Here is a 19,203-nt window from a genome sequence, read left to right as displayed (position 1 = left end):
GTCATTTTCCTGCGCCCCAGAAGCGCGCCCATGCGGTCCATGCTTCTGCCTGCGCATCGACGACCTGTCTGCCAACTTGCGTCAGGTCGCGCTGTTCGGCGGTGTCGAGCAACTTCTGCGCGGCGTCGAGCTGCGCCTGTTGCGCGCGCAGGATTTCGCGCTGCATCTCGATCGCGGTGGAGAACCAGTCGCTCATGCCAGCTTCGCCTGAATCGCGGCGGGCAGGCCGGCGGCGATCTTGGTGATGTCGCCGGCACCCAGGCAGACGATCAGGTCGCCGTCCTGCCCTTCGGCCGCCAATGCCGACGCCAGCATGTCCTTGTCCGTTGCGACCTGGGCCGAACGGTGGCCGCGCAGGCGGACGCCGTCGACCAGCGCCTCGGCGCTCACCCCTTCGACCGGGGCTTCGCCAGCGGCATAGACCGGCAGGACATGCACCGCATCGGCGTCGTTGAACGCCTGTGCGAACTCGTCCATCAGCGCGCCCAATCGCGAATAGCGGTGCGGCTGCACGACCGCGATGACGCGGCCGCCGGTCGCCTCGCGCGCCGCCGACAGGACGGCGCGGATTTCGACCGGGTGGTGGCCGTAATCGTCGATCACGGTCATGCCGGCGACCTCGCCGACGCGGGTGAAGCGGCGCTTGACCCCGCCGAACTTGGCGAACCCTTGCGCGATCGTCGCGTCGTCCAGCCCCAGTTCGACCGCGACCGCGATCGCCGCCAGCGCGTTCTGGACGTTGTGGCGGCCGGCCATCGGCAGGTGGATGCCCTCGATCGTGCGTGTCGCACCATCGCGGTCGCGCACGACGCAGTCGAAGCGGTTGCCGTCGCGACCCGCCGTCACCTCGACACCGCGAATGTCGGACTGGGCGGAAAAGCCATAGGTGACGATGCGGCGGTCGCGGATGCGCGGGATCAGCGCCTGCACCTCCGGATGGTCGAGGCACAGCACCGCCGCGCCGTAGAAGGGCACGTTCTCGATAAACTCGACATAGGCGTCCTTCGCCCGGTCGAAGCTGCCATAATGGTCGAGATGTTCGGGGTCGATGTTGGTGACGACCGCGATGGTGCCGTCCAATCGCAGGAAGCTGCCGTCGCTCTCGTCCGCCTCGACCACCATCCAGTCGGATGCGCCGAGCCGCGCGTTCGAGCCGTAGCTGTTGATGATGCCGCCGTTGATGACGGTCGGGTCGACACCGCCGGCATCGAGCAGCGCGGCGATCAGCGAGGTCGTCGTCGTCTTGCCATGCGTGCCGGCTACCGCGACGGTCGATTTCAGCCGCATCAGTTCGGCGAGCATCTCCGCGCGGCGCACCACCGGGATGCGTTTGGCGAGCGCATGGTCGCGTTCGGGATTGCCGGGCTTGATCGCGGTGGAGGTGACGACCACCGCCACGCCCTCCACATTCTCCGCCCGGTGGCCGATGTGGACGTCGATGCCGCGCGCGCGCAGGCCGTCAACGACATAGCCCTCGGCCACGTCCGACCCCTGCACCTTATAGCCTAGATTGTGCATCACCTCGGCAATGCCCGACATGCCGATGCCGCCGATGCCGACGAAATGGATCGTGCCGATATCGGTCGCGACGCCCTTCACGCAAATGCTTCCTTCTGTCGTTTGGCGGGGGTGATCTTGCCCACCTTTGCCTTGGGTGCGTCGATGCTCTCGACCAGATCGGCCAGGTCGCGAACCGCGAACGGTCGCCCGCAACTGCGCGCACGGGCGGCGGCGTTGGCGAGGGCGGCGGGGTCGAGGCCGAGTTTCTGGATCTGCTTGGCCAGTTCGGACGCGGTGAACTGCGCCTGCTGGATCGCGCGGCCGCCGCCTGCCGCCACGATTTCCCGGCAGTTCGCGGTCTGGTGATCGTCGGTGGCGGAGGGCAGTGGCACGAGGATCGCCGGACGCCCGGCGGCGGTCAGTTCGGCGATGGTCGAGGCACCGGCGCGGGCGATGACGACATGGCTCCATGCCAGCCGGTCGGGCAGGTCGGGCAGATAGGTCGCGATCTCCGCCGGGATGCCGTGTTCGGCATATTTGGCGCGCACGGTATCGATGTCCTCGATCCGCGCCTGATGCGTCACCTGCATCCGGCGGCGAAAGGCGACGGGGAGCAGCGCGAGGCCGTCGGGTACGACCTGGCTGAGGATGCTCGCGCCCTGGCTGCCGCCGGTGACCAGCACGCGGAACAGACCGTCCTCGTCCAGCGCGGGATAGGGCCGTTCGCGCAGCGCCAGCACCGCCTCGCGCACCGGATTGCCGACCAGATGCGTCTTGGGGACGTGCTTGTCCTTCAACCGGTCGACCCGTTCGTAGCTGGTGGCGATGCCGTGGACGCTGCCCGCGACCAGTCGGTTGACCCGGCCCAACACCGCATTCTGTTCGTGGATGATCGTCGGCACCTTCTGCGCGAAGGCCGCCAGCAGCGCCGGGAGCGCGGGATAGCCGCCGAAGCCGATCACGGCGGAGGGACGGAAGGTCTTGTACAGCTCGATCGCCATCGACCGGCCGGCCAGCATCTGGCGTGCGGCCTTCGCCCAGCCGATCGGACCACCCGACAGGCGCCCGGCGGGCAGGACATGGGTCTGGATGCCGTCGAACAGGTCGGGAAAGCGCACGCCGCGGTCGTCGCTGACCAGGGCGACGCGGTGGCCCCGCCTCGTCAGTTCGGTCGCAAGGGCGGCGGCGGGGACCATATGCCCCCCGGTGCCCCCGGCGGCGAGGACATAGTGCTTGCTCATTTCGCTCCGCTCCAGCGCTGTGGGCCGTAAGGTGAGCGGCTCAGATACGGGTTCCGGCGGGTGAAAGCGAGCAGCAGTCCCATGCCGATCGACAGCGCGATCATCGACGACCCGCCGTAGGAGATGAATGGCAGCGTCATCCCCTTCGACGGGGCGATGCCGACATTGACCGCCATGTTGATAAGCGCCTGCGCCCCGAACTGCACCGCCAGGCCGGCGGCGGCGAGCAGTTTGAACGCGTCCTCCTCGTCCAGCAGGCGGACGAAGACGCGCACGACGATGGCGAGGAAAATCAGCGCGATGATGGCGCAAGCGATCAGGCCGAACTCCTCACCCACCACCGCAAAGATATAGTCGGTATGCGCCTCGGGCAGCTTGAACTTCACGCGGCCGCCGCCGGGACCGGTGCCGACCACGCCGCCCGCCGTCAGCACGGCGTGCGCCATGTCGACCTGATAGCTGTCGGTCGCGGCGCTGGCGGGATCGGGGAACAGGAAGCCGTCGATGCGGACGCGTGCCGTGCCGTAGAAGGTATAGGCGGCGGCGACCATGCCGACGCCCGCCGCACCGAGCAGCGCCATGGTCCGCACGGGGATGCCGGCGATGACCAGCAACGCCGCCCAGACACCGCAGAAGATCACCGTCTGCCCGAAATCGGGCTGGAGCATCAGGCACCCGGCGATCACCGCCGTCAGCGCGCCGGTGACCCACAGCATCGGCAGCTGCGGGTCCTTCGCGCGCAGCGACAGCAGCCATGCGGTCGTGACGATGAACATGGGTTTCAGGAATTCGGACGGCTGGAACTGCCCGACGCCGAGGTTGATCCAGCGCCGCGCGCCGTTCGCCTCCACGCCGACGAACGGCGTGACCATCAGCGCCAGGACCAGTACGCCTGCGCCCAGCAGGCTCAGCCGACGGGCGAGCGTCACCGGCAGCATCGACACGACGATCATCACGGGAAAGGAGAGCGCGATCCATCCCGCCTGTCGCCAGAAATACATCATCGGCGGCACGGTGACGTCGCCGCCCGAATAGCGCACGGCGGAGGCGGGCGACGCCGCGGCGACCGCCACGAGGCCGATGGCGATCAATACCATCGCGATCAGCAGCAGCACCCGGTCGACTTCGCGAAACCAAGCGCCGACCGGCGAGCGCGCGCTGCGGCCCTGCAGCGTCTCCACCCGCTGACGCAGCGCCCGGACGTCGCGCCCGCGACCCATATCGGTCATTTCAGTGCCCCCACCGCCGCCGCAAAGGCGCGTCCCCGCGCTTCGAAATCGCTATACTGGTCGAACGACGCGCACGCCGGCGACAGTAACACGGTATCGCCCGGCTGCGCCGCTGTCGCGGCCAATTTTACCGCTTCGTCCAATGTGTTGGCGATGGTCACCGGCAGGTCGGGCTTAAGCAGTTCGGCGAAGCGTTCGGCGGCGGTGCCGATGGTATAGGCGTGGACGACGTTGCCGAAACCGGGGCGGCAGGCGTCGAGGTCGTCGGACTTGGCAAGGCCGCCGACGATCCAGTGGATGCGACCGAACGCGTTGAGCGCGGGCGCGGTGGAATCGGGGTTCGTCGCCTTGCTGTCGTCGACATAGGCGACGCCGGCCACATCGGCGACATGCGCCATGCGGTGCGGGAGCGCGCGATAGCTCTGAAGGCCGGCGAGGATAGTGTCGGCGGACAGGCCGAGCGCTTCGCAGACGGCGATGGCGGCCAGCGCGTTCTGCGCATTGTGCGGACCGGCGAGCGCAGGGCCGTAGGCCGGTGCGTTGTCGGACACGGCGATGCGGATCGCGTGCGGCATGGTTTCGGCGATGGCGGTCGATGCAGCGTCGCCGGTGCCGACGATCGCGACGCGACCGGGCGACTGCATCGCGAACAGGCGGGCCTTCGACGCGGCATAGGCATCGAACCCGGCATATCGGTCGAGATGGTCGGGCGTGATGTTGAGCAGCACCGCGACATTGCAGTCGAGGCTGGTGGTCAGGTCGATCTGGTAGCTCGACAGTTCGAGGACATAGACGCCGCCAGCGGGCAGCGGGTCCTGTGCGAGGATCGGCAGGCCGATATTGCCGCCCATCCGCGCGGGGAAGCCCGCCTGTTCGAGGATGTGGTGGATCAACGCGGTGGTGGTCGACTTACCATTGGTGCCGGTGATGCCGACGACCTTGTGCGGCGGCAGGTCGTCGCGGGCCTGTGCGAAGAGTTCGATGTCGCCGATGATGGGCCTATCGCCGGCGTGTTGGGCGATCGGGTGGCGGTTCAGTGGAACGCCGGGGGATACGATGACGCCATCGAAGCCGGTGAGGTCGATCGAGAGCGGGTCGGCCAGGATCAAATCCTCCCCGCGAGCGGGGAGGATTTGGCGGCGCTTCGCCTCGTCGCCGTCCCACGCCACGACCCGCGCGCCACCGGCCAGCAGTGCACGCACCGTCGCCGCACCGGAACGGGCAAGCCCCAGCACCGCGAACCGCTTCCCCGCCCAGGCGGTGGCGACAATCACCGCAGCTTCAGCGTCGAGAGGCCGGCGAGTGCCAGTACGAAGGCGATGATCCAGAAGCGGATCACGACGGTCGCCTCGGCCCAGCCAAGCTGTTCGAAATGATGGTGGATCGGCGCCATGCGGAAGATGCGCTTGCCGGTGCGCTTGTACCAGAACACCTGGATGATGACCGACAATGCCTCGACGACGAACAGCCCGCCGATGATCGCCAGCACGATTTCGTGGTGCGACGAGACCGCGATCGCGCCCAATGCGCCGCCCAGCGCGAGGCTGCCGGTATCGCCCATGAACACCGCCGCCGGGGGCGCGTTGTACCACAGGAACGCCAGCCCCGCCCCGACGATCGCGCCGCAGAACAGCGCTAGGTCGCCCGCGCCCAGCACGTGCGGGATGCCGAGATAGGCGGCGAACTTCGCGTTGCCGACCATGTAGACGATCAGCATCAGCGCGACCGAGGCGATGATGACCGGCATCGTCGCGAGGCCGTCCAGCCCGTCGGTCAGGTTCACCGCATTGCCGAACGCAACGATCGTGAAGGCGGCGAACACGATATAGAACGGTCCCAGATCGATCGCGACACCCGAGAAGAAGGGCACATACAGCATCGTGCCGGTCTGGCGGATGATGATCCAGCTGGCGATGCCGGCGATCAGGAACTCCAGCAGCAGCCGTACCCGACCCGATACGCCCGCCGTGCTGGCCTTACGCACCTTGTCATAATCGTCGAGGAAGCCGATCGCCGCGAAGCCCAATGTCACGAACAGGCAGGCCCAGACGAACGGATTGGCGAGGTCCATCCACAGCAATACCGAGGTCGCGAGCGCGGTGAGGATCATCAGCCCGCCCATCGTCGGCGTACCGCGCTTGGCAAGGTGGGTCTGCGGCCCGTCGAGGCGGATCGGCTGCCCCTTGCCCTGACGCACGCGCAACCAGCCGATAAAGCGCGGACCGATCACCAGCCCGATGAACAGCGCCGTCGCCGTCGCCGCGCCGGTGCGGAACGACAGGTAGCGGAACAGGTTCAGCACACCGGGAAAGCCGAGATATTCGGCGATTTCGTACAACATCAGCCCTGGCCCCACAGGTCGGCGACGACCCGCGCCAGCCCCACCCCGTTCGATCCCTTTACGAGTACCGCATCACCCGGCGCGATCAGGTCGGACAGGACCCGTGCGGCGGCGGCGGCGTCGGGGACATGGACGGTTTCGATGCGCCCCTCAAGCGCCTTGGCGAGGGGAAGCATCCCCTGCCCCACCAATATGGCGCGCGAAACACCCGCTTCGTCGATGGGGACGGCAAGGGCCGCGTGATAGGCGTCCGACGACTCGCCCAGCTCGCGCATTTCACCCAGCACCGCGACACGGCGATCGGCGCGTTCGGCGGCCAGCACCTTCAACGTGGCGCGCATCGAGGCGGGGTTGGCGTTATAGCTCTCGTCGATTAGCAGCGCCTCGCCACCGGCCAGAGTCAGCTTGCGCCGCGCGCCGCGACCGGCAAGGCCGGCAAGGTCGGCCAGGGCAAGGCCGGCGACCCCCAAGTCGCCGCCAATCGCATCAACCGCCGCCATGACGGCCAGCGAATTGGCGACCCAATGTTCGCCCGGCGGGGCCAGCGTATAGCTGACCTCGCGCGATCCCAGCCGCGCGGTGACGAAGCTGTCGCCGCCCGACATGCGGACATGCTCGATCGCGCGGACATCGGCACCGTCGCGCAGACCAAAGGTCACGATCTTCGCGGCGTACGGTCGGGCGGCGGCGATCAGCGTGTCGCGGTGCGGGCTGTCGAACGGGACGATGGCAGTGCCGCCTTCGACCAGCCCTTCGAAGATTTCGCCCTTGGCGCGAGCGATGGCGTCCTCGCCGGTGAAGAACTCGGTATGCGCCGGCGCGATGGTAGTAACGATGGCGACTTCGGGACGGACCAGCCGGGTCAGTTGCGACAGCTCGCCCGCATGGTTCATGCCCATCTCGAATACAGCCGCCTGCGTGTCCGCCGGCATCCGGGCGAGGCTCAGCGGTACGCCGGTGTGGTTGTTGTAGCTCTTGACCGAACGATGCGCGTGACCGTGGGTGATCCGGTCGAGCGCGGCGAACAGCGCTTCCTTCGTGCCCGTCTTGCCGACCGATCCGGTGACGCCGACGATCCGCGACGCGGTGTGCGCGCGCGATGCGGTGGCGAGCAGGTTCAGCGCGACGGTGGTGTCGTCGACCAGGACGTGCGGGCCATCGACCTGCCGCGATACGATCGCGCCCGCCGCCCCTTGCGCCAACGCCTGGGCGACGAAGCGGTGGCCATCGGTCGCCTCCCCCGACAACGCGACGAACAGATCGCCCTGCCCGACCTCGCGGCTGTCGAAGGCGACGCCATTGGCGGCGAAGTTGGTGGAGGCGGTGCCCCCGGTCGCGGCGGCGATGGCGGCGGCGGTCCAGAGCGGCCGGTCAGCCCGCACAGTCACGCGCCACCTGTACGTCGTCAAACGGCAGGAACCTGTCGCCGACGATCTGGCCCTGTTCATGCCCCTTGCCGGCGATCAGCACGATGTCGCCCGGCTGCGCCATGTCGCACGCGGCGCGGATCGCGGCACGACGGTCGCCGATCTCGGTCGCGTTCGGTGCGCCCGCCAACACCTGCGCGCGAATCTGCGCCGCGTCCTCGGTCCGGGGATTGTCGTCGGTGACGATCGCGACATCGGCCTGCGCCGCGACGACTTCGCCCATCGGCGCGCGCTTGCCGTTATCGCGGTCACCGCCCGCACCGAACACAACGATCAGCCGCGCCTCGGCATGGGGACGCAGCGCGGCGATCGCCGCTTCGAGCGCGTCGGGCGTATGGGCATAGTCGACATAGACCGGCGCGCCATTGGCCAGGATCACCGCACGTTCCAGCCGCCCGCGCACCGGCTGCAACCGGGCCAGCCCGGCGAGCGTCGCGGCGAGCGACCCGCCGGTCGCCAGCACGAGGCCGGCGGCGGTCAGCGCGTTCGCCGCCTGGTACGCGCCGATCAGCGGCAACTGAATCTTGTGCGTCGCGCCCTCCGCCTCGATCGTCAGCCCCTGTCCCAGCAGGCTCGGCTCGCGACCGGTCAGGCGCAGCGTCTCGCCATGTTCGCCGACGGTGATGAGGCGATTGCCGCGCACCCGCGCCAGATCCATCACCCGGTCGGCATGGGGATCGTCGATCCACACCACCGCCGTACCGTCATCGGCCAGCACTTCGGAAAACAGGCGCAGCTTGGCAGTCAGATAGCTCGCCATGTCGCCATGATAGTCGAGGTGATCGCGGCTGAGATTGGTGAAGGCGGCCGCGCGGACCGGCAGCCCTTCGGTGCGATATTGCGACAGGCCGTGGCTCGACGCCTCGAACGCGACATGGGTCACGCCCTCGCGCGCCAACCCGGCGACGTTCGACAGGAAGGTGACGATGTCGGGCGTGGTCAACCCGGTCACCACGCGTTCGTCGGCGGTGGTGACGCCCAGCGTGCCGATCGACGCGGCGTGATGCCCCTGCATCCGCCACAATTGCCGCACCATTTCGACGGTGCTGGTCTTGCCGTTGGTGCCGGTCACCGCGATGCAGGTCGGCGGGAACGGCGCGAAGAATTGCGCGGCGGCGCGGGCGAATGCCTCGCGCGGGTCGCGCGCGGCGATGTGGACCGCGCCCTCGACCACCGCTTCGGGTCGGGCGACGACGGCGATCGCCCCGGCGGCGATGGCGGCGGGGATATAGTCCTCGCCATTCACCCGCGCGCCCTCGAATGCGCCGAAAATGGTGCCGGGTGCGACCTTGCGATGATCGATCGCGAAGCCGGTCACCGTCTGCGGTTCGTCACCGCCCGTGATCGTTCCTAATTTCATTCGACGTTCGCCAGCTTCTTCGCATCCCCCGGCGCACGCCACAGCAGCGAGCGCAGTCCGGCGAGGTCAATATCGGCATTGGCGTCCGGAATCACCCCCAGCAACGGCCCGGTGCGCGAAATCACCCGGCTGACCACCGGCGCGGCGGTCCACGCGGCGCTGGTGAAGCCGAAGGTTTCCTTCGTCCCCTTCGGACTGTCGAGCATCGCGATCACGACATAGCGCGGGCGATCCATCGGAAAGACGGCGGCAAAGGTCGAGACGTTGACCTTCTTCGAATAGCCGCCGCCCGCGCCGACCGTCTCGGCGGTGCCGGTCTTGCCACCGACGCGGAAGCCGGGCGCCTCCGCCTTGCGGCCGGTGCCGTCGGTAACCACCAGGCGCAGCAGGCCGCGCATCTTGGCGCTGGTCGCTTCGGTGAAGACGCGGGCGCCGGCCGGTGCCTGGCCGGGCTTCAGCTTCAGCATGGTCGCCGGCCGCCAGATGCCGCCATTGACCAGCGCGGCATAGGCGCTGGCAAGGTGCAGCGGCGTGACGGCAATGCCGTGGCCATAGGCGGTCGTCATCGTGGTCGTCCGGCCCCAGTAATGCGGCCAGATGGTGCGCGACTTTTCCAGTTCGATATCGGGCGCGCTGTCGAAATGCAGCGCGCGGAACAGCTTTTCCATCCGCGCCTGCCCCATTTCGTCGGCGATGCGCGCGGTCGCGATGTTCGACGAATGGACCAGCGTTTCCGGCACGTTCAGCCACCGCTTCTGCGCATGGTCGTCGCGGATGCGGAAGCCGCCGACGGCCAACGGCTGGGTCGCGTCATAGCGCTTCGACAGCGACGGCACGACCCCGCTGTCGAGCGCGGCGGCCATGGTCAGCGGCTTGAACGCCGATCCCAGTTCGTACACGCCCTGCGTCACCGTGTTCATCTGTCCGGTGTTCGCGGTCACGGCGTTGGGGTTGAACGTTGGCAGCGAGGTCATGGCGATCACCTCGCCGGTGTCGCTGTCCAGCACGATGCCGCCCGCGCCGCGCGCCTGGAACACCGCCATCGCATTGGCCAGTTCGCTCTCCAGCGCGGCCTGTACGCGCAGGTCGAGACTGAGCGCGACCGGCCGCCCGCGTTCGGCCGGATCGACCAGCCGGGCGTTCAGGAACTTCTCCATGCCGCGCACGCCGCGCCCGTCCATGTCGAGATAGCCCAGCGCATGGGCGGCCATCGCGCTTTGCGGGTAGAGGCGTTCGGGTTCACGGCCGAGCGCAATGCCCGGCTCGCCCAGCGCATTCACTGCCTGCACCAGTTCGGGCAAGGCGCGGCGGCGCAGATAGACGAAGCCGCGGTCGAGGTTCAGCTGCGCATAATAATAGCCGACGTCATGCTCCGGCATCAGCGCGGCGAGCTGCTGCGCCAACTGCTTCTTGTCGCCGATGACCTTGTCCGGGCGGACCGCGATCGACCAGGCGTCGATGGTCCGGGCGAGCGGCGCGCCGTTGCGATCGACCAGATCGCCGCGCAGCGGCACCAGCGCCGCCTCCGCCGCGATCGCCGAGCGCGGCTCGGCGGCGACCGCCAGCAGCATCAGCCGCGCGAGAATGACCGTGACGCCCGCCGCGAACAGCAGCATCAGCACCATCAACCGATAATGGGCGATGTTGACCAGCGTGTGCCGGGCACCGTCAGATCGTTGCTGGTTGAGGGGTGGCGCCACGACGACGATCACGGCCGCGCGGCTTCCTTGCGCGCCGAACGGGCGAGGTCGGCGATTGTGGCGTCGCTCAGCAGCGTACGGTCGAGCATCGCCACCGCCCGCGCCTTGGCCGGGATCACCGCCGCCGTGCGGATCGCACCGACCGGCTTGACCGCCGCCTTCGCCTTGTCCGCCTTGACGGGACTTGCGGCGGGGGCGGTCGCTTCGGCGAGCGTGGGTTCGGGCGCGGCGGCGGCCATTTCCATCGGGGCGCTGGGCACGACATAGGCGAGCGCGACATTGCCACCCTCGGTCCGGCCGGGGAGCGACGCCAGCTGATGCTCGCCCCCGACATATTGTTCGGCGCGCGGCGCGGCGAGCGCCAGCACGTCCCCGTTCCAGCGTTCGAGCTGCGCCATGTTCGCGCGGGTGTCGAATTCGGTTTCCAGCGCGCGGATGTCCTTGCGCGCCTGCACGATCGAGCGTTCCACCGCCTCGACCCGGCCGCGTTCGGCCGCGCCCTGCGAGATGACGAGATAGAAGGCCGGCGCCATCACGCCGACCGCCACCAACTTGCCCAAGGTCCCGAACCCGAACGTACCCATCACATCGCACTCCCGTTCGAACCCCACGGCGCGGACGCCGTGCGAATAGCCGCGCGCAGCGTCGCCGAGCGTGCGCGCGGGTTCATCGATATTTCTTCGTCACCTGGCCGGACCGCCTTGGCGATCCCGGCAAAACTGGGGGCCGGCCCCTGCACCACGACCGGACGGTGGCGCGACCCGGCGGGCATCGCCCCGCCCCGTTCCCGCAGGAACCGCTTCACGATCCGGTCCTCCAGGCTGTGAAAGCTGACGACCGACAGCCGCCCGCCGGCGCGCAACACCCGCTCCGCCGCGTCGAGACCGGCGGTCAGTTCACCCAGTTCGTCGTTCAGGTGGATACGGATCGCCTGGAACGCGCGGGTCGCAGGGTCCTTCTTTTCATGCGGACGATGGCCCAGCGCGCGGCGCACCACGGCGGCCAGTTCGCCGGTGCGCGACAGCGGCCGCGCGCCGACGATGAAGTTCGCGACGCGACGGTGGCGCGGCTCCTCGCCATAGCGGTCGAGCACGTCCGAAATCTCGGCCTCGGCGGCGGTGTTCAGCCATTCGGCGGCGGTGATGCCTTCCCGGCTCATCCGCATGTCGAGCGGACCGTCATACTGGAACGAAAAGCCGCGATCGGCCTGATCGAGCTGCATCGACGACACACCGATGTCCATGACGACGCCATCGACCTCATTGATGTCGCGCGCGGCCAGTTCGCTCGCCATCGCTGAAAACGGCGCCCGGATCAGCATCAGCCGCTCGCCCGCTTCCTCCAGCAACGGCGCGGCGGCGTCGTGCGCGGTCGGATCGCGGTCGAACGCGATGACGCGCGCGCCGGCCGCCAGCATCGCGCGGGTATAGCCGCCCGCGCCGAAGGTCGCGTCGACATGGGTCTCGCCCGGCTGGATGCCGAGCGCTGCGATCGCTTCGGTCATCAGGACGGGGATGTGCGGCGCGTCGGTCACGACAGGCCCTTTTCTTCCATCAGGAATTCGCACAGCTCGCGCGTGTCGGGGTCGATCTCCAGATCGGCGATCAACGTGTGCGGGTCCCAGATGTTGAACGTGTCGCCGCGCCCGTGAAAGAACGCCCATTTGTCGATCTTCGCGCGGCGGCGGTAGAAGGTCGGCAGGACGAACCTCCCGGCGCTGTCGAACGGTGCGGTCTCCAGGTTACCGAACGCCTTGCCCGCGACGTTGTAGTCGGTGTCGGCATCCTCGTCGCTGCCTTGGGGTTTGCGCGAATAGAGGATCTTCGGCCAGGCGGCATCGAAGGCGCTCAGGCAGACATGCCTAGCGTGGCGCTTGAGCAGGAGTTCGCGGGCGTCGGCGTTCTTCTCCAGCACCGAGCGCAGCTTGGCAGGCACTGCGACGCGACCCTTCGCGTCGACCGCCTGTAGCCCGTAGCTCAGGTAGAGTTCCCTCTCCAACACAGCCCCTGTTCGGTCACGCAGGAGAAGCGTCGCCCGCCGGCAAATACGCGCCGGGCGGTGTGTAGCGACGATCCCAGGACCTGCCCCCTGTGACGTTTCGAGACGTACCAAATGCTATCATGGGTCACAATGGGAGAAGTTGGGTGAGAGTGGGAAAAAGCACCACTAGATCGGCGGATTTTGGGATGTACGTTGTTTGTTCTCACCGCTTTGCATCGGATTTTTGGTATGGGTTTGGGAGTGCCCGCCTCCGGCGGTGGGTGGGTGCGATGACGAGCAGGTTTTAGGCGCGGAACGCGCGAATCTCGCTGCGCCACCCGTCGGACAGAGGGTATGCCGAACCGCGCACCGGGAACGTCACTCCAGCGCAGTCTGGGGTGACGAAACCAGGGCCGATCTACATTCACATTCTATTTCGTCACCCCGGACTTGTTCCGGGGTCCACCGCGCGGCGATCGGTGCAGCCAGCGCTTCCGAGGACAGTATTGACAGCGAATTGGACCCCGGAACATGTCCGGGGTGACGATAGACCGGTGAATGTCGATTCTACCTAGTCAGGCGACAATGACCCCCGACGAAGGCCCGCTTAGCGCGCTTCGGGCACTACCGCATTCGCGCCGGGCGCGGCGCCGGGGGAGATGCCCAGTTCGGCCAGCGGCTCGTCGGGATTGCCCGGCGTCACCAGATTCGCCATCGCGATATTGGCCTGCTCCTCGACCGTCGCGGTATCCTCCCCGATCGGGGCTTCGTCGATAGCCGAGCGGAACAGGGCACTGGCGAGCACGATCAGCAGCACGACCAGAACCAGTCCGGTCGCGCCGACGCGCAGGCGTTGCAATAGTTGGGATTGATCCGATCGCGGCGTCATCTGGGCGCGGTGTTACGCCGAAGTCGTCCCGCTGTCGACCGCCAACCCCTTCGCCGCCAGCCATTCGGGATCGTACAGCGTGGACAGGTAGCGAAAGCCGGTGTCGCACAGGATCGTCGCGACCCGGCTGCCCGGCCCCAATTGCCGCGCCAGCAGCACCGCGCCGGCCACGTTGATGCCCGACGACAGGCCGAGGCACAGTCCCTCTTCCGCCAGCAACCGGCGGACCCAGACCATGCCCTCTTCGTCCGACACGCGGAACTGGGTGTCGATCGGCGCACCGTCGAGATTGGCGGTGATCCGCCCCTGCCCGATCCCCTCGGCAACCGACGATCCTTCCGACCGCAGCTCACCATGGGCATAATAGTCGTAGAGCGCCGCGCCATGCGGGTCGGTCAGCGCGATGACGACCGATTCGTCCTTTTCCTTCAGGCCCAGACCGACGCCGGCCAGCGTGCCCCCGGTGCCCGCCGCACAGGTGAAGCCGTCGATGCGCCCGTCCATCTGCTCCCAGATTTCGGCGGCCGTGCCGGTGATGTGCGCGCGACGGTTGGCGATATTGTCGAACTGGTTGGCCCAGATCGCGTTCGGCGTTTCCTCGGCGATGCGCCTGCTGGTGTGCACGAAATGGCCGGGGTTCGAATAGGGCGCGGCCGGCACCAGCACCAGTTCGGCCCCCAGCGCGCGCAGCGTGTCCATCTTCTCGCGGCTCTGCGTCTCGGGCATGACGATGATCGTCTTGTAACCCTTGGCATTGGCGACCAGCGCCAGGCCGATGCCGGTATTGCCCGCCGTCCCCTCGACGATGGTGCCGCCGGGCTGGATCAGGCCCCGCGCCTCCGCATCCTCGACGATCGACAGCGCGGCGCGATCCTTCACGCTGGCGCCGGGATTGGCGAATTCGCACTTGGCGAAGATCTCCGCGCCGGCCGCCGCACTCGGCCCCTTCAGCCGGACGAGCGGGGTGTTACCGATCAGGGCGAGGGTATCGAGGGCAGTGTGCATGTTCTCCAGATGGCGCGGACGACGCAGCGGGGCAAGACGGGGGCGCGGTAGAATGGGTTGCGACCGCGCAATGGTGGCTATGCCCCTACCCCGCCAGCGAGTCGACCAGCGCCTTCACCTTCGCCTGCCGCCACTGCGGCAACGGCGCGACCAGCCAGTAGCCGAGCCGCCCCGACGACGGTTCGCCGACCACGACGACCCGCCCGGCGGCAAGGTCGTCGCGGGCGAGCAGTTCGGGCACGGTCGCCCGCCCCAGCCCCGCCGCCGCCGCATCGATCGCCAGACCGGCATCGGCGACGCGGACCAGCGCGCTCGCATCCTCGGGGTTGCAGCCGGGCCAGCCGATCCGCGTTTCGGCGCCACCGCCGGCACGCTCGACGGTGACCATGCCGTCCGATTCGAGCGCCTCGCCCTCATGCGCGCCCGGTCCCTCGCCCCAGCGGATCGCGAGGTCGAGATTGGCCTCGGTGAAGTCGAGCGCGTCGTCCGTCGCGACCAGCACGAAGCGGAGTTCCGGATCGGACGCGGCGATGCGCGACAGCCTTGGCAGCAACCATTTCTGCGTGACGTCGCGCGGTGCGGCGATGGTGAGCGACTTGGACGACTGCCCGGCCTGCATCGCGCGGACCGCTTCCTCGAACTGGAGGAAGCCGCCGCGCAACGCCGCCAACCCGGCCTCGCCCTCGGGCGTCAGTTCAAGCCCGCGGGTCGTGCGGCGGAACAGCACGACGCCCAGCGTATCCTCCAGCGCGCGGACCTGCTGGCCCACGGCGGCGGGCGTTACCGCCAGTTCGTCGGCGGCGCGGGTGAACGACAAATGCCGCGCGGCGGCGTCCAGCACGCGCAGGCCGTTCAGGGGGAGATGCGTCCGCTTCATGCGCCAACCGCCGGTGCTAGCAGCGAAAAGCGCGGGATGGCGACGTCGAACGTCTCCCCATCGTCGGCCAGCATGTGATAGCTGCCCTGCATCGCCCCGCTGGACGTCGACAGCGGACAGCCGGACACATAGTCGAAGCTGCCGCCTGGTTCGATCACGGGCAGTTCGCCGATCACGCCTTCGCCTTCCACGCTATGCCGTTCACCGCGCCCGTCAGTGATGATCCAATGGCGGGTGAGCAGCTGCACCGTCCGGTCCGAATCATTCTCGATCCGGATGTGATAGGCCCAGAACCAGCGCCCCTGCTGCGGTTGCGACTGTTCGGGCAAATAGGTCGCCGACACCCGCACCACGATACCGCCGGTCGTCGCCTCGTGCGGGAACAGCGCCTTCATAGGGCGACCGCCCGCAACGCCTGATCCAGATCGGCGATCAGGTCTTCCGGATCTTCCAGCCCCACATTGATGCGGATCATGCCTTCGGAAATGCCCATCTCGATGCGCTTGTCCTCGGCCACGCCCGAATGGGTGGTGGAGGCGGGATGCGTCATCAGCGAGCGCGAATCACCGATATTGTTCGAGATGTCGATCAGTTGCAGCGCATCGAGCAGCCCGTGCGCCTGGGCACGGCCACCGTCCAGCTCGAACGAGAAGATCGGCCCGGCCATCTTCATCTGGCGCATACACAATTCGTGCTGCGGATGGCTGGGCAGGCCCGGCGCGTTGATCTTCGGCACGCGACCTTCGAGGAAGCTCGCGACCTTCAGCGCATTTTCCGACTGGCGCATCACGCGCAGGTCGAGCGTCTCCAGCCCCTTCAGCACGACCCAGGCGTTGAACGCGCTGAGCGTCGGTCCGGTATTGCGGGTGAAGGGCAGCAGCACGTCGTCGATGAACGCCTTCGTCCCGCACACCGCCCCGGCCAGCACGCGCCCCTGCCCCTCCATCAGCTTCGTCGCGCTATACGCCACCACGTCCGCGCCGAACTCCATCGGGCGTTGCAGCGCCGGGCTGGCAAAGGCATTGTCGACCACGGTGACGATGCCGCGCTCGCGCGCCGCCGCGCAGATCGCGGTCAGGTCGGCGACGTCCATCGTCGGGTTGGCCGGGGTTTCGAAGAACCAGACCTTCGTGTTCGGACGGCTGGCATCGATGAACGCCTGCGTATCGCGGGCATCGACGACCGTCGTCTCGATCCCGAATTTCGGCAGCAGCGTATCGGTGAGCCAGCGGCACGATCCGAACGCCGCGCGCCCGCCGACCAGATGATCGCCCGCCGACAACTGGCATAGCAGCGAGGCGGTCATCGCCGCCATGCCGCTGGCCATGGTGCGACAGCCCTCCGCACCTTCGAGCAGGGCGATGCGTTCCTCCAGCATTTCCACGGTCGGGTTCTGGAGCCGCGAATAGGTCATGCCGGCCTGTTCGCCCGCGAACCGCGCGGCGGCGTCGCCCGCGCAGTCATAGGCATAGCCCGAGGTGAGGAACAACGCCTCCGACGTCTCGCCATATTCGCTGCGGGCGGTGCCCCCGCGCACGGCCTGCGTTGCGGGACGCCAGGTGGCGGTGATCGTGCGGTCTTGTCCGGTCTTGCGCTTCATGGGCACGGTCTTTGCGCGCTTGGCCCTCAAATTTCCAGTGCAGATGCGCCCGCTGGACCGGCCCGGCCCCAAGGGGTACAGCGCGGCGATGCGTTCCGTACTCAATGTGCATCGCTCGATCCTTGGCCAGCCCTGGCGCTGGCGCGGGCTGGAGGGCGATGTGTGCGACGACGGGTTCGTCGCCGACGACCTCGTCACCCGTATCCTGCTGGCCCGTGGTTGCCCGCGCGAAGGGCTGGCCGCGCACAAGGCGCCCAGCATCCGCGAATTCATGCCCGATCCGTCGATCTTCCGCGACATGGACCGCGCCGCAGACCGGCTGGCCGATGCTGTCATGGCGGGAGAATCGGTGGCGATCTTCGGCGATTACGATGTCGATGGCGCGACGTCGGCAGCGCTGCTCGTCCGGTTGCTGCGCGACCTCGGCCTGGCCGCCCGCCCCTATATCCCCGATCGCCAGCGCGAGGGCTATGGCCCCAATGCCCCTGCAATGTTGCGGCTGGCGGGCGAAGGCGCGACGCTGATCGTCACGGTCGATTGCGGGGCGCAGGCGTTCGAGGCGCTGGCCGCGACGCGCGATGCCGGGGTCGATGTGCTGGTGGTCGACCATCACCAATGTACGACGCAGCTTCCCCCTGCGCTCGCGGTCGTGAACCCCAACCGGCTCGATGAAGGCGAAGGCGCGGCACACGGGCATCTGGCGGCGGTCGGGGTCGCGTTCCTGCTGGCGGCGGCGCTGGTGCGGACGCTGCGCGCGCGCGGTTTCTTCGCGGGCCGGGCGGAACCGAAGCTGCTCGACCTGCTCGACCTCGTGGCACTCGGCACCGTGGCCGATGTGGCGCAGTTGCGCGGGCTGAACCGGGCGTTCGTGGCGCAGGGGCTGAAGGTCATGGCCGGGCGCCGGAACATCGGCATCGCCGCGCTGGTCGAGGCATCGCGCCTGACCCGCGCGCCGACCGCCACCGATCTGGGCTTTGCGCTGGGGCCGCGGATCAATGCCGGGGGCCGGGTCGGCAAATCGGACCTCGGCGTCCGCCTGCTGACCACGCAGGACCCGGAAGAGGCGCGTGCGCTGGCGATGGAACTCGACCGGCTGAACGAGGAACGTCGCGCGATCGAGGGCGATGTACAGGTATCGGCCGACCTGTCGGCGCGCGCGCAGGAATCGCGCGGCTGCGTCGTGGTATCGGGACGGGGCTGGCACCCCGGCGTCATCGGCATCGTCGCCGGACGACTGAAGGAAAAACTGGGCCGCCCGGTGCTGGTGATCGCCGTTGACGATCATGGCGTGGGCAAGGGATCGGGCCGGTCGATCCCCGGCGTCGACATGGGCGCGACGATCCTCGCCGCCAGGGAACTGGGGCTGGTCAGCGCCGGCGGCGGCCATGCCGCGGCGGCGGGCGTCACCGTGGCCGAGGATTCGATTCCTGCGCTGGCCGACTTCCTGCACACGCGCATGGCCGAACCGGTCGAACGCGCGCGGGAGGATCGCGCGCTGCTGGTCGATGCGGTCCTCGCCCCCGGCGGGGTCAGCCCGCTGCTGATCGAGGCGCTGGAGGCCGGCGGGCCGTACGGCATGGGCTGGCCCGCCCCGCGCGTGGCGGCGGGGCCGGTGCGGATCGTCAAGGCCGATATCGTCGGCAACGGCCATGTCCGCGCGATCCTGACCGGTGACGATGGCCGCCGGTTCAAGGGCGTGGCGTTCCGCCAGGCGGAAACCGATCTCGGCATGGCGCTGCTCGGCGCGCCGCCGCACCGCAAGCTGTGGCTGGCCGGCCGCGCAAAGCTCGACGACTGGGGCAGCCGCCCCGCCGCCGAACTGCACATCGACGACATGGCGTGGGCCGATTGACGAAAAACTGCAAATTGCTGTTGACCGATCGCCGACCCTCTTCTAACAGCCCGTCCACGCCTTCACGGCCCCTTCGTCTAGCGGTTAGGACGCGGCCCTTTCACGGCTGAAACACGGGTTCGATTCCCGTAGGGGTCACCATTTCTTGCTAGGCAGCGAGAGTTGGCGATCAGCGAAATCGTTGGAAATCTCGGGTCACCTG

18 protein-coding genes and 1 tRNA gene are annotated in these 19,203 nt (G+C 68.3%); 2 read left to right on the top strand and 17 right to left on the bottom strand.

Annotated elements, in window-relative coordinates; all coding sequences use genetic code 11:
* Position 1 precedes the first annotated feature (1 nt).
* The 17 genes from ASE83_RS03070 to ASE83_RS02990 all read right to left on the bottom strand — a co-directional run bounded on the left by ASE83_RS03070 (position 2) and on the right by ASE83_RS02990 (position 17,149).
* Positions 2 to 196 (bottom strand): hypothetical protein, encoded by a 195-nt coding sequence (locus ASE83_RS03070; protein WP_055783819.1) that lies wholly within the window; start codon positions 194 to 196, stop codon positions 2 to 4.
* Positions 193 to 1,599 (bottom strand): UDP-N-acetylmuramate--L-alanine ligase, encoded by a 1,407-nt coding sequence (gene murC, locus ASE83_RS03065; RefSeq protein WP_055783818.1) that lies wholly within the window; start codon positions 1,597 to 1,599, stop codon positions 193 to 195. The genes ASE83_RS03070 and murC overlap by 4 nt, the downstream gene beginning before the upstream one ends.
* Positions 1,596 to 2,741, bottom strand: a complete 1,146-nt coding sequence (murG, locus tag ASE83_RS03060; RefSeq protein WP_055783817.1) for an undecaprenyldiphospho-muramoylpentapeptide beta-N-acetylglucosaminyltransferase — start codon at positions 2,739 to 2,741, stop codon at positions 1,596 to 1,598. Before murG ends, murC begins: the two co-directional genes overlap by 4 nt.
* The gene (locus ASE83_RS03055) at positions 2,738 to 3,961 is read right to left on the bottom strand and encodes an FtsW/RodA/SpoVE family cell cycle protein (RefSeq protein ID WP_156352691.1); all 1,224 of its coding nucleotides are present in this window, start codon (positions 3,959 to 3,961) and stop codon (positions 2,738 to 2,740) included. The genes murG and ASE83_RS03055 overlap by 4 nt, the downstream gene beginning before the upstream one ends.
* 5 nt (positions 3,962 to 3,966) lie before the next feature.
* On the bottom strand, positions 3,967 to 5,244 hold the full coding sequence (gene murD / locus ASE83_RS03050) for a UDP-N-acetylmuramoyl-L-alanine--D-glutamate ligase (protein WP_055783815.1): 1,278 nt from the start codon (positions 5,242 to 5,244) through the stop codon (positions 3,967 to 3,969).
* The gene (gene mraY, locus ASE83_RS03045; protein WP_055784425.1) at positions 5,241 to 6,311 is read right to left on the bottom strand and encodes a phospho-N-acetylmuramoyl-pentapeptide-transferase; all 1,071 of its coding nucleotides are present in this window, start codon (positions 6,309 to 6,311) and stop codon (positions 5,241 to 5,243) included. Before mraY ends, murD begins: the two co-directional genes overlap by 4 nt.
* Positions 6,311 to 7,699: a UDP-N-acetylmuramoyl-tripeptide--D-alanyl-D-alanine ligase gene (locus tag ASE83_RS03040; protein WP_443024304.1), complete on the bottom strand. Its 1,389-nt coding sequence runs from the start codon at positions 7,697 to 7,699 to the stop codon at positions 6,311 to 6,313. Before ASE83_RS03040 ends, mraY begins: the two co-directional genes overlap by 1 nt.
* On the bottom strand, positions 7,683 to 9,098 hold the full coding sequence (locus ASE83_RS03035; protein WP_055783813.1) for a UDP-N-acetylmuramoyl-L-alanyl-D-glutamate--2,6-diaminopimelate ligase: 1,416 nt from the start codon (positions 9,096 to 9,098) through the stop codon (positions 7,683 to 7,685). The genes ASE83_RS03040 and ASE83_RS03035 overlap by 17 nt, the downstream gene beginning before the upstream one ends.
* Entirely contained in the window at positions 9,095 to 10,810 is a 1,716-nt protein-coding gene (locus tag ASE83_RS03030; RefSeq protein WP_055783812.1) for a peptidoglycan D,D-transpeptidase FtsI family protein, read from the bottom strand. The genes ASE83_RS03035 and ASE83_RS03030 overlap by 4 nt, the downstream gene beginning before the upstream one ends.
* Positions 10,807 to 11,382 carry a hypothetical protein gene (locus ASE83_RS03025; protein ID WP_055783811.1) on the bottom strand — a complete coding sequence of 192 codons (576 nt, stop codon included), beginning with the start codon at positions 11,380 to 11,382 and terminating at the stop codon, positions 10,807 to 10,809. Before ASE83_RS03025 ends, ASE83_RS03030 begins: the two co-directional genes overlap by 4 nt.
* Positions 11,382 to 12,332 carry a 16S rRNA (cytosine(1402)-N(4))-methyltransferase RsmH gene (rsmH, locus tag ASE83_RS03020; RefSeq protein ID WP_055783810.1) on the bottom strand — a complete coding sequence of 317 codons (951 nt, stop codon included), beginning with the start codon at positions 12,330 to 12,332 and terminating at the stop codon, positions 11,382 to 11,384. Before rsmH ends, ASE83_RS03025 begins: the two co-directional genes overlap by 1 nt.
* Positions 12,329 to 12,733: a division/cell wall cluster transcriptional repressor MraZ gene (locus tag ASE83_RS03015; protein WP_162236581.1), complete on the bottom strand. Its 405-nt coding sequence runs from the start codon at positions 12,731 to 12,733 to the stop codon at positions 12,329 to 12,331. The genes rsmH and ASE83_RS03015 overlap by 4 nt, the downstream gene beginning before the upstream one ends.
* A gap of 652 nt (positions 12,734 to 13,385) precedes the next feature.
* Complete coding sequence (locus tag ASE83_RS03010; RefSeq protein ID WP_055783808.1) at positions 13,386 to 13,637, bottom strand: hypothetical protein; 252 nt, start codon at positions 13,635 to 13,637, stop codon at positions 13,386 to 13,388.
* 42 nt (positions 13,638 to 13,679) lie between these two features.
* The gene (locus ASE83_RS03005) at positions 13,680 to 14,672 is read right to left on the bottom strand and encodes a cysteine synthase A (protein ID WP_055783807.1); all 993 of its coding nucleotides are present in this window, start codon (positions 14,670 to 14,672) and stop codon (positions 13,680 to 13,682) included.
* Positions 14,673 to 14,757: 85 nt separating this feature from the next.
* Positions 14,758 to 15,549 (bottom strand): LysR family transcriptional regulator, encoded by a 792-nt coding sequence (locus ASE83_RS03000; RefSeq protein WP_055783806.1) that lies wholly within the window; start codon positions 15,547 to 15,549, stop codon positions 14,758 to 14,760.
* On the bottom strand, positions 15,546 to 15,944 hold the full coding sequence (gene apaG, locus ASE83_RS02995; RefSeq protein WP_055783805.1) for a Co2+/Mg2+ efflux protein ApaG: 399 nt from the start codon (positions 15,942 to 15,944) through the stop codon (positions 15,546 to 15,548). The genes ASE83_RS03000 and apaG overlap by 4 nt, the downstream gene beginning before the upstream one ends.
* Positions 15,941 to 17,149 carry a trans-sulfuration enzyme family protein gene (locus tag ASE83_RS02990; protein WP_055783804.1) on the bottom strand — a complete coding sequence of 403 codons (1,209 nt, stop codon included), beginning with the start codon at positions 17,147 to 17,149 and terminating at the stop codon, positions 15,941 to 15,943. The genes apaG and ASE83_RS02990 overlap by 4 nt, the downstream gene beginning before the upstream one ends.
* 88 nt (positions 17,150 to 17,237) lie before the next feature.
* On the opposite strand from ASE83_RS02990, the gene recJ reads away from it, so the two are divergent.
* Together recJ and ASE83_RS02980 are read left to right on the top strand one after the other, a co-directional pair.
* Complete coding sequence (gene recJ / locus ASE83_RS02985) at positions 17,238 to 19,001, top strand: single-stranded-DNA-specific exonuclease RecJ (protein ID WP_055784422.1); 1,764 nt, start codon at positions 17,238 to 17,240, stop codon at positions 18,999 to 19,001.
* 66 nt (positions 19,002 to 19,067) lie between these two features.
* Positions 19,068 to 19,142 (top strand) — tRNA-Glu (locus ASE83_RS02980).
* Positions 19,143 to 19,203 lie beyond the last annotated feature (61 nt).

Source organism: Sphingomonas sp. Leaf32, assembly GCF_001421765.1.
GTDB lineage: Bacteria > Pseudomonadota > Alphaproteobacteria > Sphingomonadales > Sphingomonadaceae > Sphingomonas.
The sequence above is the reverse complement of the archived record's forward strand: the minus strand, read 5'-3'. Positions and strand labels throughout refer to the sequence as shown.